This is a genomic window from Streptomyces sp. NPDC058650, assembly GCF_042717315.1.
Lineage (GTDB): Bacteria > Actinomycetota > Actinomycetes > Streptomycetales > Streptomycetaceae > Streptomyces.
Map to the genome: position 1 here is coordinate 75,833 of NZ_JBHXRL010000017.1, position 15,552 is coordinate 91,384.

A 15,552-nucleotide genomic window follows, 5' to 3' on the forward strand; every position below is an offset into this window, starting at 1 on the left:
ACGATGAGAGCGCTGACGGTAAACGAGCGGACCATCTCCGACGACACCGACGCCTATGTGATCGCGGAGATCGGCCACAACCACGAGGGCGACCTCGGCAAGGCCGAGGAGTTGGTACGCCAGGCAGCCGCGGCCGGCGCCAGCGCGGTCAAGCTGCAGAAGCGGGACAACCGCCTCCTCTACACCAAGGCGATGTACGACTCCCCCTACCCCGGACGCAACAGCTTCGGCCCGACGTACGGAGCGCACCGCGAGTTCCTGGAGTTCGGCACCCACGAGTACACCCATCTCCAGCAGCTGTCGGCCGAACTCGGCGTGGACTTCTTCGCGACCGCCTTCGACTTCGCCAGCGTGGACTTCCTTGCCGAGCTCGGCGTGCCGGCGATCAAGATCGCGTCCGGGGACATCAGGAACACCCCGCTGCTCGCCTACGCGGCGAAGGTGGGCAAGCCGCTGGTCGTGAGCACCGGTGGCGCCGACATGGAGTCGGTGCGACGCGCCTGCGGCACCATCCTGCCGATCAACCCCGACCTCGCCCTGCTGCAGTGCACGGCGATGTACCCGGCCGAGCCGGAGGAGTTGAACCTGGCGGTGCTGAGCACCTACCGGTCCGAGTTCCCGGACACGGTGGTCGGCTTCTCCGGGCACGACCTCGGCCCGTTGGCCGCCTGGACCGCGTACGCGCTCGGCGCCCGGGTGGTGGAGAAGCACGTCACCCTCGACCGCACCCGGCCCGGCAGCGACCACAAGTTCTCCATGGAGCAGGCGGACATCGCCGAACTGGTCGACGGGCTGCGCCGGGTGCGGCGCTCGCTGGGCAGCCGGGACAAGGAGGTCCTGCCGGGCGAACGGCCCGCGATGGGCAAGATGGGCAAGAAGCTCGTCGCCCACCGGGACCTGCCGGCCGGGCACCGCCTCACCCTGGAGGACGTGGCGATCAAGTCGCCGGGCGACGGGCTGACGCCCGACCGGCTCGCCGACGTGGTGGGCCGCCGCCTCGGCCGGCCGCTCGCGACCGACGCCGACATCACCCTGGACGACCTGGTGGACGGCGATGCCGGCCGCGATTGACCTGACCGGCTCGGTCGCCGTCGTGACCGGCGTGTGCGGACGGCTCGGCCCGGTGTGGGTCGACGCCCTGCTGGGCGCCGGTGCCGACGTGGTCGGCCTGGACGTCCGGGACACCCGCGGGCCGGACCTGCTGGCGGTGCTCGACCGGCACGACCAGAAGCGGTTCACGACGCTGGTCGCGGACGTCACCGACACCGGAAGCCTGCGCCGCGCGCTCGACGACTGTCTCGAACGGGCCGGAGAACCGACCATCCTGATCAACAACGCCGGCGTCGACAGTCCGCCGTCGGCCGACGGCGCCGGCTGGCGCTTCGAGGACATCCCGGACGAGGTGTCCGGCGGCGTACTCGCGGTCAACGCCCAGGGAACGCTGCGGATGTGCCAGGTGTTCGGGTCGCGGATGGTCCGGCACGGCGGCGGATCCATCGTCAACATCGGCTCGATGTACGGCGGCCTCGCGCCCGACCCGCGGATGTACGAGCACCTGCCGGTGGATCCGCCGTTCCTGAAACCGCCCGCGTACGGCATGTCCAAGGCCGGCGTCGCCTCGCTGTCGCGGTACCTCGCGGCGCTGTGGGGTCCGGCGGGCGTACGGGTCAACACCTTGTCGCCGGGCGGTGTGCTGGGCGCGCAGGACCCCGTGTTCCGGGAGAAGTTCGACGCCCGCGTGCCGCTGCGGCGGATGGCCCGCGCCGAGGACCTGACCGGACCGCTGCTGTTCCTCGCCTCCGACCTGAGCCGCTACGTCACCGGCACCGAACTCGCCGTGGACGGCGGGTTCAGCTGCTGGTGACACCGACCCCTCCCCGAGGAGAAGCCATGGACAGGTCCTTGGCCTGGATACCGCGTACCGAGTTCGAGCGGGTCCTGGGCCACGTCGACGACCCGCACGAAAGGGCCCTCGCCTTCGCGGCGATGACCCGTGTCAACACTCTCTACATGATCGCGCGTGCCGGGTCGGGACACATCGGTTCCAGCTTCAGCGCCGCCGACGTGGTCGGCTGGCTGTTGCTGGAGGAGCTCGACCGGCCGTTCGCGGCCGACGGCGACGTGTACTTCTCGTCGAAGGGGCACGACGCGCCCGGACTGTACGCCGCGATGATCGCGCTCGGACATCTGGACGAGGACCTCCTGCACCGGCTGCGGCGGATCGACGGGCTGCCCGGACACCCTGACGTCGGCACCCCCGGGATGCCCTTCAACACCGGTTCCCTGGGCATGGGCATCTCCAAGGCGAAGGGCCTGATCCTCGCCCATCGCCTGGCCGGCCGGGTCTCCCGGGTGGTGGTGATGACCGGCGACGGCGAGCTGCAGGAGGGCCAGAACTGGGAGGCGCTGCCCAGCGCCGCGCGGTACGGGATGGGCGAGCTGACCGTGGTCGTCGACCACAACCGCATGCAGTCCGACACCTTCGTCACCGACGTCAGCGATCTCGGTGACCTGCCGGGCAAGTTCACCGCCGCGGGCTGGGGCGTGCTGCGCTGCGACGGGCACGACCCCCGGCAGCTCCAGCAGGCGTTCGCCCGCCGCGCCGCGGACCACCCGGAGCAGCCCGTGGTGATCATCGCGGACACGGTGAAGGGCGGCGGTTGCCCCACGTTCGCCGCGACCTCGATGGCACCCGGCGAATGGCGCTACCGCCACCACAGCGGCGCGCCGAGCCCGGAGGACTACCGCTCCGCGTACAAGGAGCTGCTCGACACCGCCGACGAGATACTCCGCGGGCGCGGCCTGCCGTCCCTCCGGCCGGTCGAGCGAACGCTGGACCTGCCGGTGAAACCCGGCGGGGTGCGGCTGCCCGAGCTGTACGGCCGCCTGCTCACCGAGGCGGCGCACGACGATCCGCGGATCGTGGCGCTGGACGGCGACCTGGTGCTCGACACCGGCCTGATCCCGTTCCGCGAGGCCCACCCGGACCGGTTCGTCGAATGCGGCATCGCCGAGCAGGACATGGTCTCGATGGCGAGCGGACTGGCGGCAGGCGGTCTGCGGCCGTTCGTGCACTCGTTCTCCTGCTTCCTGCACGCCCGGCCCAACGAGCACATCTACAACAACGCCACCGAACGGCGGCCGGTGGTCTACGTCGGCTCGCTCGCCGGGCTGTTGCCCGCCGGGCCCGGACACTCGCACCAGGCCGTCCGCGACGTGTCGGCGCTGAGCGCCGTCCCCGGCCTGACGATCCTGGAACCGTCCCACCCCGCCCAGCTGGCCGCCGCCTTGCGCCACTGCCGATCCACCCCGGACAGCGTCTACCTGCGGCTGTCCAGCCAACCGGTCCCCGCCGCACTGGCGGATCTGCCGCCCGCGCCCCTCGTGGTCGGCCAGGGACACGTACTGCGTGCCGGCGGCGGGGCCGTCGCGTTCGGCGCAGGACCGGTGGTCCTCGCGCAACTCCTGGCCGCCGCCGACCTGCTCGCCGCGCAGGGCGTCGAGCTGACCGTGGTGGACCTGCCCTGGCACAACCGCATCGACGCGGCGTGGCTGGGCGAGCTGCTGACCGGCATCCGGCACGTGTTCGTGGTCGAGCACCAGTACGGCAACGGTGGACAGGCCGACCTGATCGCCCGGCACCTGCTGGAGACGGGAGCGGGGGACGGGGTCGCGTTCCGCGGCATCGGCCTCACCGACGTGCCGCGCTGCGGCACCGACGCGGAAGTGCTCGCCGCACACGGCATGGACGCGGCGCACCTGGCCCACCTGATCGGCGGGGACGTCCTGGACCCCGCCCGCACCACCCAACCGACGGGAGACACACCGTGGAAACTGTCCGCAACGAGCTGAACCGCCCGCCCGAGGAGATCGTCGAGGGCTTCCGCGCGGTGCTCGCCGAGTACAGCCCGAGCTGCCTGGTCACCGACGCGCGTCGGCGGGTCGGCGCGATCGGCGGGCTGCTGCCGGTGAAGCACCACCACAAGATCGCCGGACCGGCGCTCACCGTCAACCTGTCGATCGACGACCTGGTCGACTGCATGCCGGTGCTCGCCCGGGCCCAGGCGGGCGACGTGGTCGTGGTGGCCTGCCACGGCACCACCCGCACCGCGATGTGGGGCGGGCTGATGTCCACCCTGTCGCGGCAGATCGGACTGGCCGCCGGCATCGTCGACGGCGCCATCCGCGACGTCGACGAGATCCGCGACCTGGACTTCCCGGTCTGGTACCGCAGCACCGTCCCGAGGCCCTCCCCGACCGCCGTGCACGACCGCACCGAGCCGGTCCAGGTCAACGTGCCGGTGGTGATCGACGGTCAGGTGATCAACCCCGGGGACATCGTGGTCGCCGACGAGAACGGCATCGCGGTCGTGCCGCAGGGCGAGGCCGAGACCGTGCTCGCCCACACGAGGATGAACATCGACAGGGAGCGGGTGATCCGCGAGAAGATCAGCTCCGGCCTCTCGGTCGCCGAACTGATCGCCGAGTTCGGACACCTGTGATGCGCGTCTACCTCACCGGCGCGGACGGGATGCTGGGCACCGCGCTGCGGCAGGAGCTCGCGACGCGGCCCGAAACCGCCGACTGGCCCGTCCTCGGAGTGTCCCTCTCCGACTTCGACATCGGCGACGAGACCGCCGTCCGGGACTCGATCGCCGACTTCCGGCCCGACGTGGTGGTGCACACCGCCGCGAACGCGGTGGTGGACTCCTGCGAACGGGACCCGGCGCTCGCCCTGCGGGTCAACGTCGGCGGCACCCGTCACGTCGCGGAAGCCTGCCGACGGCACGGCAGCCGGCTGATCTACATCTCCAGCGACTACGTGTTCGACGGCCGGGCACCCGGTCCTGCCGGGTACAACGAGGACGACATACCCGCCCCGGTCAGCGTGTACGGCCTGAGCAAACTGGCCGGCGAGCGGATCGTCGAGGCCGTGCCCGACCACCTCGTCGTGCGCACGTCCTGGCTGTACGGCGGTACCGACCCCCGCCTGGACCAGGTCCTCGCCGCCGTCCACGAGTTCCTCGACGGCGGCCGCCCGCGACTGATCGACGACCAGTTCAGCAGTCCGACCTACATCCCCGACCTGGCGTCCGCGCTGGTACGGCTGCTGCCCGGCGCACTGGCCGTCCGCGGCCTGCTGCACATCGCCAACCGGGGCCGGGCGAGCTGGTACCAGGTGGGCATGGCACTCGCCGAACGTCTCGGCACCGCCCACCCGGTGCCGATGTCCATGGCCGACGCCGGCTTCGTCGGCGGCCGGCCGCGGGACTCCCGCCTGGACAGCACCCGCGCGGCCGCCTTCGTCCACGCGATGCCCCACTGGACCGATTCCCTCGCCCGGTACTGCGCCCGGCTCACCGCCGTCGACCGAGGCCCGGTGAGCCACTGATGTCCGAGCCGCCGTTCCTGCTGCTCGACTTCGACGGCGTCGTGTGCGACACCGAACGGGCCGCGCTGCTGGCCTGGCAGGACCTGTACGACCGGCTCGGGGTGCCCCTCAGCGCCGACGTACGGGCCGGGATGCTCGGCAACTCGGCCGGAGCCCGGGTCGCACTGGCCGACCTGGCCGACCGGCTGGGTCGGCCGGTCGAGGACGGCGAGTGGGCCTGGCAGCGGCAGCGGCGCACCGCCCGGTGCGCCGCCGCGCCGGCCCGGCCCGGCGTGGACCGGCTGCTGCGCACCGCCGAGGGCGCCGCGATCGTGTCCAGCAGCCCGACCGCCTGGGTGGAGGAGCACCTGCGGCGGCTCGGGCTGCGGGACCGCTTCGCCTTCCTGGTCACCGGCGACGACACCGACCGGCACAAACCGGAACCGGACCTGTACCTCCTCGCGCTGGAACGCGCCGGGGTGGGTGCCGGCGACGCGCTGGCCGTCGAGGACTCCCCGCGAGGGGTCCGCGCCGCCCAGGCCGCCGGTCTACGCTGCGTGGCGGTGCCCTGGGAGCCGGCCGGGGCTCCCGGCCTGGCCGGAGCCGACGCGGTGCTGCCGAGCCTGAACGAGCTGGATCTGCGGCGCTATCGGCAAGACGAGGTGTGACATGGAGATCACGGCGGACAACGCCCTGGAGGAACTGTCCCGGCACGTCCTGATGGACGGCCTGGACCTCGTACTGGACCTGGAGCGCAGCCGCGGCAGCACGCTGGTCGACGCGCGCGGCGGCGAGGAGTACCTGGACCTGCTCACGTTCTACGGCTCCCTGCCCCTCGGCATGAACCACCCCGACATGGCCGGCGACCGGGCGTTCCTCGACGAACTCACCCGGGCCGCGCTGCACAAGGTGACCAACTCCGACATCTACACCGCGCAGTACGCGCGGTTCACGGCGACCTTCAGCCGGGTGCTCGGCGACCCGAGGCTGCCGCACCTGTTCTTCATCGACGGTGGCGCCCTGGCGGTGGAGAACGCGCTGAAGGTGGCCTTCGACTGGCGAGCACAGCGACCGCGACGCGACCCGACGGCGCCCCTCGAAGTCCTGCACATGGAGGGCGCCTTCCACGGGCGCAGCGGCTACACGCTGAGCCTGACGAACACGTCGCCGACGGTGACCGCGCGGTACCCGGCGTGGACGTGGCCGCGCGTCCCGGTGCCCGAGCCCGGCGCCGAACGTGAGGCGGTCGAGGTCGCGCGGCGGCACCTGGCCGAGCGCGGCGACCGGATCGCCTGCTTCATCGCCGAGCCGATCCAGGGAGCCGGCGGTGACCGGCACCTCGGCGGGGAGTTCCTGCTGCGCATGCAGGACCTGTGCCACGAGTACGACGTGCTGTTCGCGCTCGACGAGGTGCAGACCGGTTGTGGCATGTCCGGCGCGCCGTGGACGTACCAACGGCTCGGGCTCGCACCGGACGTGGTCGCCTTCGGCAAGAAGACCCAGGTGTGCGGCCTGATGGCGGGCGGCCGGGTGGACCAGGTGCCCGAGGGCGCCCTGGCCGTGCCGGACCGGCTCGGTTCCACCTGGGGCGGCAACACCGCGGACATGGTGCGGGCCACCCGGATCCTGGAGATCATCGAGCGGGACGGCCTGGTGGCGGCGGCCGAGACCAAGGGCGGACATCTGGGCCGGCTGCTCGCCGACCTGGCCGCGGCCCACCCGGCGCTGGTAAGCGACGTGCGTGGCCTGGGCCTGATGTGGGCGTTCGACCTGCCGGACCCGGCCCTGCGCAAGGAGGTCCTGGACCGCCTGCGCCGCGACCACCGGGTGCTCCTGCTGCCCGGCGGAGCACGCGCCGTACGCTTCCGCCCGGCCCTGACCGTCGGGCTCGACGACCTGGACAAGGGGGTTGCCGCGGTGGACGCGGTCCTCACCTCGATGAGCGTGCGCTGATGTCCCGAACGGTGGCGACGCGCCCGCGCGAGCCTCGACCTCGTGAGGCTCTTCCGGAAAGGCGCCTAGGGGTTATAGGGGTTGTCGAGAGGTGATGACGCGGCCAGAATATGGGCAGCTCTGTAATTCGTCAGCGATAAAGGGGTGCGAGGGTTCATGAGCAATCCGTTCGAGGATGAGAGTGCCTCATACCGCGTTCTGACCAATGCGGAAGAGCAGTATTCTCTGTGGCCGGATTTCGCGGAGGTGCCGGCCGGCTGGACCGTCGCCCTGCCGAGTACGACCCGGCAGGCGTGCCTGGACTACGTCAACGAACACTGGGTCGACATGCGGCCGAAGAGCCTCGTCGACGCGATGCGCCAGGCCGACTGACGCGCCCGCCCCGAGGCCGCCAGGGATCACGCAGACAGGTCGCGTGATCCCTGGCGGCGTTTCGCGTGGGCCCATTCCGCATGGATTTTCCGCACTCGTGGTTCTCTCGTTTCCGCATCGCGTCGGACACCGGCGCCCGGGGCCGCCGATAGCGCGCTGATAGCCGGTCGATGAGCCGGGCGGTAAGCATGGGTCGAGTCGGCGACCGGAACGCCCGGTCCGCGGTGTCGACGGCGTGAGGCGAGATGACGACCACCGCGCAGGCCGTCGACGAGGGCGCGCTGCGGAGACACCCGCGCTGATGGCGCGGCACACGTATGCGACCTACTGCCTGGCCGAGGAATGGCTTTCTCTCTTTCTCACCGACCCATGGGAGGAGTTCGCGGTGGAACTGGTGGAGCGCGAAGCACCGTTGGCGCTACTGACCGCGCTGGCCGAACAGGCGCGGGACGGACACGGACGCGCCGTGCTGGTCTCCGGAGCGGTGGCAGCGGGCAAGAGCGTGCTGGTGCACGACTTCGCCGACCGCGCCCTGAGCCTGGGAATGCTTCCCTTGTCGGCGCTGGGCTCCCGGGACGAGCGGCACCTGGCCCTGGGCGTGGTGCGGCAGCTGGTGGACGACGCGCCGCTGGACGCCGCGGACCGGGCGCGGGCCGCGGCGCTGATCGAGGAAGGCGTGCGCACCGCCCGGCGCCAGGGCACCGGCGAGCAGGTGGACGACGCCATCGTGCACGGGCTCAGCACGGTCCTGCTGGAACTGGCCGAACGCTGCCCGCTGTACATCGCCGTCGACGACGTGGAGCAGGCCGACCAGGCCTCACTGACGTGCCTGGCGTATCTGGCACGGCGGCTCAACAGCGCCCGGGTGCTCGCGGTGTTCACGCACAGCGGGCACGGGTGCGACACCGAGTTCCGCTTCGGCGCCGACCTGATGCGGCAGCCCAACTGTCACCGTGTCGAGGTGACGCGGGTCTCCCCGGCGGGCGTGCGGCAGCTGATAGCCCAGCACCTGGGCGAGGTGACCGCCGACGAGCGGTCCGCTGACTGGCACGCCTACAGCGGGGGCAACCCGCTGCTGGTCGAGGCGCTGGTCCGCGACCACCTGGGCGGTGCCGAGGCGGGTCCGCGCTACCGCGAGGCCGTACTGTCCTGCGTGCGCCGCGGCTGCCCGGACATGGTCCGCGCGCTGAGCGGCTACGTGGTGCTCGGCGAGCTGGACGACCTGGACCGGCTCGTGGACCTGAGCCCGGCCAGGACCACGGAGGCGGTGCATGCGCTGATCGCCGGCGGGCTGCTCACCATGGACGGCTTCCGCCACGAGGCGGCCCGCGCCGCGGTGGTCGGCGCGATCGACGCCGACGAACTCGCCCGGCTGCACTCCCGCGCGGCGGTCCTCGCCCACGAGCGCGGTGCCGGCACCGCCGTGGTCGCCGGCCACCTGCTCCACGCCGGTGCGCCGGCCGACGGCAGTGTGCTGGAGGAGCCGTGGGCGCTGCCGACGCTGGAGGACGCCGCGGCGCACGCCCTGCGCGACGGCGCCGCCGGCCGTGCGGTGGACTGCCTCCGGCTGGCCCGGGTGGTCTGCGCGGACTCCCTCCGGCGGGCACGCATCACCGCCGCCCTGATCCGGGCCGAGTGGAGCATCAACCCCGGGGTGTCGAGCAGCCGGCTCGGCGAACTCGTCGAGGCGATGCGCAAGGGCTGCCTGCGGGGTGCCGACGCGCTCACGCTGGCCCGGGCGCTGCTCTGGCACGGCCGCTTCGAACAGGCCCAGGAGGTCCTCGGTCACCTGGCCGACGCAGGTCAGGTGACCGACCCGGAGGCAGCCACCGAGCTGCAGATCACCCGGCGCCGGCTGCGCCACACCTACCCGTCGTTCCTGGCCGCGCTCGGCCCGCGGTCCGGTGCCGGGCGTCCCCCCACGCACTCGGTGAGCGCCGACCGCCGGTTGCAGGCGGTGTCCGCGCTGGCCGCCGTCGTCAGCGACGGGCCCCATCAGGAGGCCGTCAGCGTGGCACAGCGCGTGCTCCACGGCACCCGGCCGGACGAGCTGTCCACCGAGACCGTCGAAAGCGCCCTCCTCGCCCTCGCGTACAGCGGGCGAGCCGAGCGGGCGACAGCCTGGTGCGATCTGTTCCTGGACCGGATGCGGTCGCGGCACACGCCGAGCCGACAGGCGAGGCTGGGCGCGGTACGGGCCGAGATCGCCCTGCGCCGAGGAGACCTGACCGACGCCCAGCGGCACGCGAGTGAAGCGCTCGCCACCCTGCCGGCGATCAGCTGGGGAGTCACCGTCGGAGCGCCGCTGAGCACGCTGATCCTGGCCACCACGGCGATGGGCCGCTACGACGAGGCACAGACCTATCTGGACCACCGTGTTCCGGAGGCGATGTTCTCCACCCGTTACGGCATGCACTACCAGTACGCGCGAGCGCGGTTCGGGCTCGCCACCGGCCACCTGGAGATGGCCCTGGAGGACCTGCTCCGGTGCGGCGCCACGCTGCGCCAATGGGGGATGGACACGCCCGGCCTGATCCCGTGGCGTACCGACGTCGCCGAGGTGTACCTGGGACTGGGCCGCCCGGACGACGCCAGGCGGGTACTCGAGGAGCAGTCCGCCAAGTTCAGCGTGATGCCGAACCGGGTCCGCGGCTCCGCGACCCGGGTGCTGGCCGGAGCCAGCGCTCCCGGGCACCGGCCGACGATGCTGCGCCAGGCGGCCGAACTGCTGCAGTCCGACGACGGCGACCGGTACGAACTAGCCTTGGCCTTCGCCGACCTGGCCCGCGCCTACCGGACCCTGGGCGAGTTCCGGCGCGCCGCGGCGGCCGAGCGACGCGCGGTCATCGTGGCCGCCGACTGCCACGCCGAAGCACTGGTCCGGGGCCTGGTGGTGGAGAGCACCACCGCGCTGCCGACACCGGACGCCGGCGGTGACGGGCTCACCGAGGCGGAGCGCCGCGTGGCCGCGATGGCCGCGGTCGGCTGTTCCAACCGGGAGATAGCCGAGGGTCTGCACGTCACGGTCAGCACGGTCGAGCAGCACCTGACGCGAACGTACCGAAAGCTTCGCATCAGCCGGCGGGCGGACCTGCCGTCCCTGCTGGGCGGACCGGCGATGGAGGACCTCACCGCCGCGCGACGGCGGTGAGCACGTCGTAGAGCCACCGTGCTTCCCGCCCCCGAATCCCCTGCCACTTGGGCAACACCGCTCACTGGACAGACCCGATCGGGTTAGGTAGATATGACGTTGGTGCGTAGCTGACCGGCGGAAACTATGGCGGGGATGTGAAGAACGGTCATGCGCTTTCGATTACTCGGGCCGTTGGAAGTGGTCGGCCCCGGTGGCCCAGCGCTGATTACCGCCGAGCGTCAGCGAATCGTTTTGGCGGTTCTGTTGCTGGAGCCCAACCGGATCGTTCCGATGGGTCACCTCGTCGACGCGGTCTGGGGCGTGTCCCCGCCGCCCACCGCGCGTGCCCAGATCCAGATCTGTGTCTCCATCGTCCGCGCCAGCATGGCGAAGGTCGGTCTGCCCGATGTCATCCAGACCAGGTCCCCCGGATACCTCGCCGAGGTCGGGGATGACGAGCTGGATCTCCATGTCTTCGAGCGGGTCGCGTCGGCCGGACGTACCGCCGCGGAGGCCGGCCGCTTCGACGAGGCGGCATCCTCCTTCGAAGCCGCGCTCGGGCTCTGGCGCGGGTCTTCGTGTTTCGGCGGTGGCACCACCAGCACGGCGCTTCAGGCTCCGGCCGCGCGGCTGGACGAACAGCGGCTCGCCGTCGTGGAGCAGTGGGCGGACGCGCGGCTGGCCCTCGGCCTGCACCAGCAGCTCGTGGCGAGGCTGATCGACCTGGTCATGCAGAACCCGCTGCGGGAACGCCTTCGCGCCCAGCTCATGGTGGCGCTGTCCCGGTCGGGCCGCCAGGCGGAGGCGCTCGAGGTCTACCGGCGTGGTCGGCGCGAGCTGATCGACGAACTCGGCATCGAGCCGGGGGAGGAGCTCCGACGGCTACAGGAATCGATTCTGGCCGGCCGGCTGGACTGTGCGCCGCTGGTGAGCGCGCCGCCGGCGGTGCAGGCGGTACCGGCCACGCCCGCGGCGCCCGCGGCGTCACCAGAACCGGCACCGGCGACACCAGTCGCACCGGCGGCGCCGGCGGCGGCCGTGACGGGCGCCGAACCACCCGCGGTGCCCCGCCTGCTGCCCGGCGCGATCGCCGATTTCAGCGGACGCGACGACCTGCTCGCCAGGCTCAAGGCAACGCTGGAAGACGCCACGGAGACGTCGTACGCCCTGCGGATCGTCGCGATCACCGGCAAGGGAGGCGTCGGCAAGACCACCCTCGCGGTGCACCTCGGACACTCCTTGGCGAAACGATTCCCCGACGGCCAGATGTTCGTGAAGCTGCGAGGACCGTCGGCGCAGCCGATCCTGCCGACACGCATCCTCGAACGCTTCCTGCGCAGCTTGGGAATACCGGGCTCGGCAGTGCCGTCGACCCTCGAGGAACGGGCGGAACTGTTCCGGAACCTCGTCGCCGACCGGCGCATGCTGATCGTCCTCGACGACGCGATCGACGAGGAACAGGTGCGCTGGCTGCTGCCCGGATCGTCCAACTGCCCGGTCCTGATCACGAGCCGGTCCCGGCTGGCCGGTCTGGAGGGCGCGAGCTCCGTTCAGATCGACGTGTTCACCACCGAACAGGCGCTGCAACTGCTCAGCCGGATCCTCGGTGCCGAGCGGATCCACAGCGAACTGTCCGGCGCCCTGCAACTGATACAGCTGTGCGGCAACCTCGCGCTCGCCTTGCGGATCGTGGCGGCGCGGCTGGCCGCCCGGCCGCACTGGCCCCTGAGCAAGATGGTGGCCCGGCTTCGTGACGAACGCCAGCGCCTGGACGAACTGACCCACGGCGGCGTCGGCGTCCGGGCCGGCCTGGCCATGGCCTATCAGGGCCTGCCCGCCGACGCGCAGCGCCTCTTCCGGCGGCTGTCCATGCTGGAGGCGGCGGAGTTCTCCAGCTGGGTCGCGGCTCCCCTGCTCGACGTCGCCGTGGCGGAGGCCGAGGACACCCTGGAGTTCCTCGTGGACGCCCAGCTCGTCGATGTCGAGGTGGTGAAGGGCCACCGCCCCCGCTATCGCCTGCACGACCTGGTTCGGGTCTACTCCCAGGAATGCCTGGCCGAGCACGAGAGCACCGCCGAGAGATCGGTCGTGCTCGGCCGGGTGCTGAGTACATGGCTGCTCCTGGTCGAGGAGGCGCACCGGCGGGCGTACGGCGGGGATCACACGCTGATCCACGGAGAGGCGCCGCGCCTGGCACTCGACCAGTCCGTCATCGACCGCGAACTCGCCGATCCGCTCGGGTGGTTCGAGGACGAACGGGCCAGTCTGATCACGGCGGTCAGACAGGCCGCGGGCGCGGGCCTCGACGAGCTCTGCTGGGATCTGGCGCTGACGCTGGTCACGCTCTTCGAGATGTACGGCTACTTCGACGACTGGCGCACGACACACGAGATCGCGCTCGCCGTCACTCGGCACAACGACAACCGGCGGGGGCAGGCGGCGATGCTGTACTCCCTCGGCACCCTGCACATGTTCGAGTACAAGCTGGACGAGGCACGACGCAGGCTGGGGCTCGGTTGCGAGCTGTTCCGTCAGGTCGGCGACGTTCACGGCACAGCGCTGGCCCTGCGCAATCTCGCGTTCGTCGACCGGATCCAGGGCCGCCTCGACGAGGCGATGGAGGGCTACGAGAAGGCGCTGGTCATGCTCTCCGAGGTGAACGACTCGACCGCCGAGGCCCACGTGCTGAGCAACATGGCACAGATCCACCTGGATCGCGGCCTCATCGCGGAAGGGAAGCAGACGATGGCGGCCGGTCTGGCCGCGGTGGAGCGGTCGGGCAACCGGCGGGTGCGCGCGCAGATCCTGGTCCGCCTGGGCGAGGCGCATCTGCAGATCGACGAAGTGTCCGAGGCCGAGTACGTGTTCACACGGGCGCTCGAGACCGTGCGTTCGGTCGGCGACCCGGTGGGCGAGTGCTACGCGCTGCGCGGTCTGGCCATCGTCCGTTCGCGCCAGGGAAGTCACAGCGCGGCCTACGAGATGCTGGAACAGGCCATGGTGATCGCTTCCCACGCGCACGAGACTCTGGCCATCGGCCGGATCCAGCTCTCGCTCGGCGAGGTGGCCGCGGGCAAGGGCAGCTACGAGTGCGCCAAGGAGCACATCACCGCGGCACTGGACATCTTCGAGCGGATGCAGGCCGTCAGGTGGCAGAAACAGACGCTGCGCCTGATGAGCGACGTCTGCGCGGCCTCCGACGACGCGGCCGCCGCCGCTGCCTACGCACAGGCGAGCTCGGGCTGATGCCGGGGCCACGGGGCGCTCGGCGGCAGACCGTGCCGCCGCGGTTCCCGTGCCCGGCAGCCGGGCCAGGGGACCGGAACCGGCCTGCTGGGCACGGAACTTCCGCGTAGCTTCCCGGCCGCGTGACATCATTTCCGCCTCGGCGGGAAATTCCGTCCGGACCTCTGATGCCGGACGGTGGGATGGAAGAAAAAGAACCGTCGCGTAGCGATGGGGAAGATGTTCGCAGACGGGACGCATCCGGTGTTCCGTCCCACAAAGGATGCAATCGATGAGGCCGGTGTTACGTGAAACTCGGAGTGTGTGTCTCTGATGGAACCAATGGGCGGCCCGTCGACGGGCTGCTGATCCGCATCGAACGACCTCGCCTGGACGAGTGGCAGACCGTGTGGCACGGGCTGACCGGCAGCGACGGGCGGCTGGACCGCCCGTCCCTGCCGGAGGACACCCCCGGGCCGCTCCGGCTGATCCTGGAGACCGACCGGTATTTCACGACGCTCGGGATGCGACCGTTCTACAGTCACATCTCGGTCGTGTTCGCCGAGTGGGAGACGGACCAGGAGATCCCGATCGTGATCGCCCCACACGGCTACGCGGTGTGTGCCGTCGGCCAGTAGCCGTGGCACAGGAACGTCGAACGGCGACAGACGACCCCACCCCCGGTCATCTCCCCGGCGGTGGCGCGGCCGCGTGACGTTCGGCGGTGTCGTCGCCGGCGCGGACGGAACCCGTGCCGACGCCGACGAGGCAGCGGCGGGCGAAGGCGATCCCTTCCTCACGCCCCTCGCCGACCGGCGGTCACCCTCCAACAGCGGACGCTTAGCGAGTACTTAGCGTTCCAGTAGGAGGACGAAAAGGGAACTCACTAGAACTGGAGTCGTCCACCCGGACCTCCGGGTCACGAGTTTCCGCATGGGAGATCGATATGTTGGCTCTGCTTTGTACCCTGGCCGGATTCGCGGGCGTCTACACCGCGGACGACACCATCTGGGGCTGACTTTGAGCATCTCGGTGCGGGTCATCGATTCCACCAACGGCTGCCCGGTCGCAGACCTGGACGTCACCCTGCACGCCCGGGAGGACGGCGCATGGCCGGCCGTGGCCCGGGCGCGGACCGACAGCGCGGGGAAGATCGACTCGGTGTGCGACCAGGCCCTGCCGTACGGGTCCTACCGGCTGGTGTTCGAAACCGGTGAGTACTTCGCCGAGCGGGCGGTGGACAGTCTGTACCCGGAAGTCATCGTCTCGCTCCACTATCCGGGTGACCCGAGCGACCTGCACGTCCCGTTGCTGTTGAGCCCGTTCTCGTACACCACCTATCGGGGGTTCGTCCCCGAGACCGTGGCAGCCGAGAAGGTGTGAGGCCGGGCAGGCGACGCGAGTGCCGGACCCGACCCGGTCCTGAGCCGGCCCCACTCTCTTCGAGACGTGCGGGCCGGCCGTTGCGTTCCCTCTGCCGCTGCGCCCGGTCTCACCC

The 15,552-nt window shown here is 71.3% G+C and carries 12 protein-coding genes; all 12 read left to right on the top strand.

Annotated features, from left to right (window positions below; all coding sequences use genetic code 11):
* Positions 1-3: 3 nt before the first annotated feature.
* On the top strand, positions 4-1,071 hold the full coding sequence (locus ACFWWU_RS26685) for an N-acetylneuraminate synthase family protein (protein ID WP_384148501.1): 1,068 nt from the start codon (positions 4-6) through the stop codon (positions 1,069-1,071).
* On the top strand, positions 1,055-1,864 hold the full coding sequence (locus tag ACFWWU_RS26690; protein ID WP_384148503.1) for an SDR family oxidoreductase: 810 nt from the start codon (positions 1,055-1,057) through the stop codon (positions 1,862-1,864). Before ACFWWU_RS26685 ends, ACFWWU_RS26690 begins: the two co-directional genes overlap by 17 nt.
* A 26-nt stretch (positions 1,865-1,890) precedes the next feature.
* The gene (locus tag ACFWWU_RS26695) at positions 1,891-3,852 is read left to right on the top strand and encodes a transketolase C-terminal domain-containing protein (protein ID WP_384148505.1); all 1,962 of its coding nucleotides are present in this window, start codon (positions 1,891-1,893) and stop codon (positions 3,850-3,852) included.
* Positions 3,828-4,502, top strand: coding sequence for an RraA family protein (locus tag ACFWWU_RS26700; RefSeq protein WP_384148507.1), 675 nt, complete (start codon positions 3,828-3,830; stop codon positions 4,500-4,502). Before ACFWWU_RS26695 ends, ACFWWU_RS26700 begins: the two co-directional genes overlap by 25 nt.
* Positions 4,502-5,392, top strand: coding sequence for a dTDP-4-dehydrorhamnose reductase (gene rfbD, locus ACFWWU_RS26705; RefSeq protein WP_384148509.1), 891 nt, complete (start codon positions 4,502-4,504; stop codon positions 5,390-5,392). The genes ACFWWU_RS26700 and rfbD overlap by 1 nt, the downstream gene beginning before the upstream one ends.
* Entirely contained in the window at positions 5,392-6,039 is a 648-nt protein-coding gene (locus tag ACFWWU_RS26710; RefSeq protein WP_384148511.1) for an HAD family hydrolase, read from the top strand. Before rfbD ends, ACFWWU_RS26710 begins: the two co-directional genes overlap by 1 nt.
* 1 nt (position 6,040) lies before the next feature.
* Positions 6,041-7,324 carry an L-lysine 6-transaminase gene (gene lat / locus ACFWWU_RS26715; protein ID WP_384148513.1) on the top strand — a complete coding sequence of 428 codons (1,284 nt, stop codon included), beginning with the start codon at positions 6,041-6,043 and terminating at the stop codon, positions 7,322-7,324.
* Between the two features lie 156 nt (positions 7,325-7,480).
* Positions 7,481-7,696: an MbtH family protein gene (locus ACFWWU_RS26720; protein WP_384148515.1), complete on the top strand. Its 216-nt coding sequence runs from the start codon at positions 7,481-7,483 to the stop codon at positions 7,694-7,696.
* A 301-nt stretch (positions 7,697-7,997) separates the two neighbouring features.
* Complete coding sequence (locus tag ACFWWU_RS26725) at positions 7,998-10,847, top strand: AAA family ATPase (protein ID WP_384148517.1); 2,850 nt, start codon at positions 7,998-8,000, stop codon at positions 10,845-10,847.
* 150 nt (positions 10,848-10,997) lie between these two features.
* Positions 10,998-14,075, top strand: coding sequence for a BTAD domain-containing putative transcriptional regulator (locus tag ACFWWU_RS26730; protein WP_384148519.1), 3,078 nt, complete (start codon positions 10,998-11,000; stop codon positions 14,073-14,075).
* Positions 14,076-14,374: 299 nt separating this feature from the next.
* A complete protein-coding gene (locus tag ACFWWU_RS26735) occupies positions 14,375-14,692 on the top strand; it encodes a hydroxyisourate hydrolase (protein WP_384148521.1) in 318 nt (105 codons plus the stop codon).
* Positions 14,693-15,074: 382 nt separating this feature from the next.
* Positions 15,075-15,437: a hydroxyisourate hydrolase gene (gene uraH, locus ACFWWU_RS26740; protein WP_384148522.1), complete on the top strand. Its 363-nt coding sequence runs from the start codon at positions 15,075-15,077 to the stop codon at positions 15,435-15,437.
* Positions 15,438-15,552: the final 115 nt, after the last annotated feature.

Excerpts from the sequence above, each read along its gene's own strand:
- ACFWWU_RS26725 (WP_384148517.1), top strand. The coding sequence starts at position 7,998 with ATGGCGCGGCACACGTATGCGACCTACTGCCTGGCCGAGGAATGGCTT.
- ACFWWU_RS26730 (WP_384148519.1), top strand. The coding sequence starts at position 10,998 with ATGCGCTTTCGATTACTCGGGCCGTTGGAAGTGGTCGGCCCCGGTGGC.
- ACFWWU_RS26695 (WP_384148505.1), top strand. The coding sequence starts at position 1,891 with ATGGACAGGTCCTTGGCCTGGATACCGCGTACCGAGTTCGAGCGGGTC.
- ACFWWU_RS26685 (WP_384148501.1), top strand. The coding sequence starts at position 4 with ATGAGAGCGCTGACGGTAAACGAGCGGACCATCTCCGACGACACCGAC.
- rfbD (WP_384148509.1), top strand. The coding sequence starts at position 4,502 with ATGCGCGTCTACCTCACCGGCGCGGACGGGATGCTGGGCACCGCGCTG.
- ACFWWU_RS26690 (WP_384148503.1), top strand. The coding sequence starts at position 1,055 with ATGCCGGCCGCGATTGACCTGACCGGCTCGGTCGCCGTCGTGACCGGC.
- lat (WP_384148513.1), top strand. The coding sequence starts at position 6,041 with ATGGAGATCACGGCGGACAACGCCCTGGAGGAACTGTCCCGGCACGTC.
- ACFWWU_RS26710 (WP_384148511.1), top strand. The coding sequence starts at position 5,392 with ATGTCCGAGCCGCCGTTCCTGCTGCTCGACTTCGACGGCGTCGTGTGC.
- ACFWWU_RS26720 (WP_384148515.1), top strand. The coding sequence starts at position 7,481 with ATGAGCAATCCGTTCGAGGATGAGAGTGCCTCATACCGCGTTCTGACC.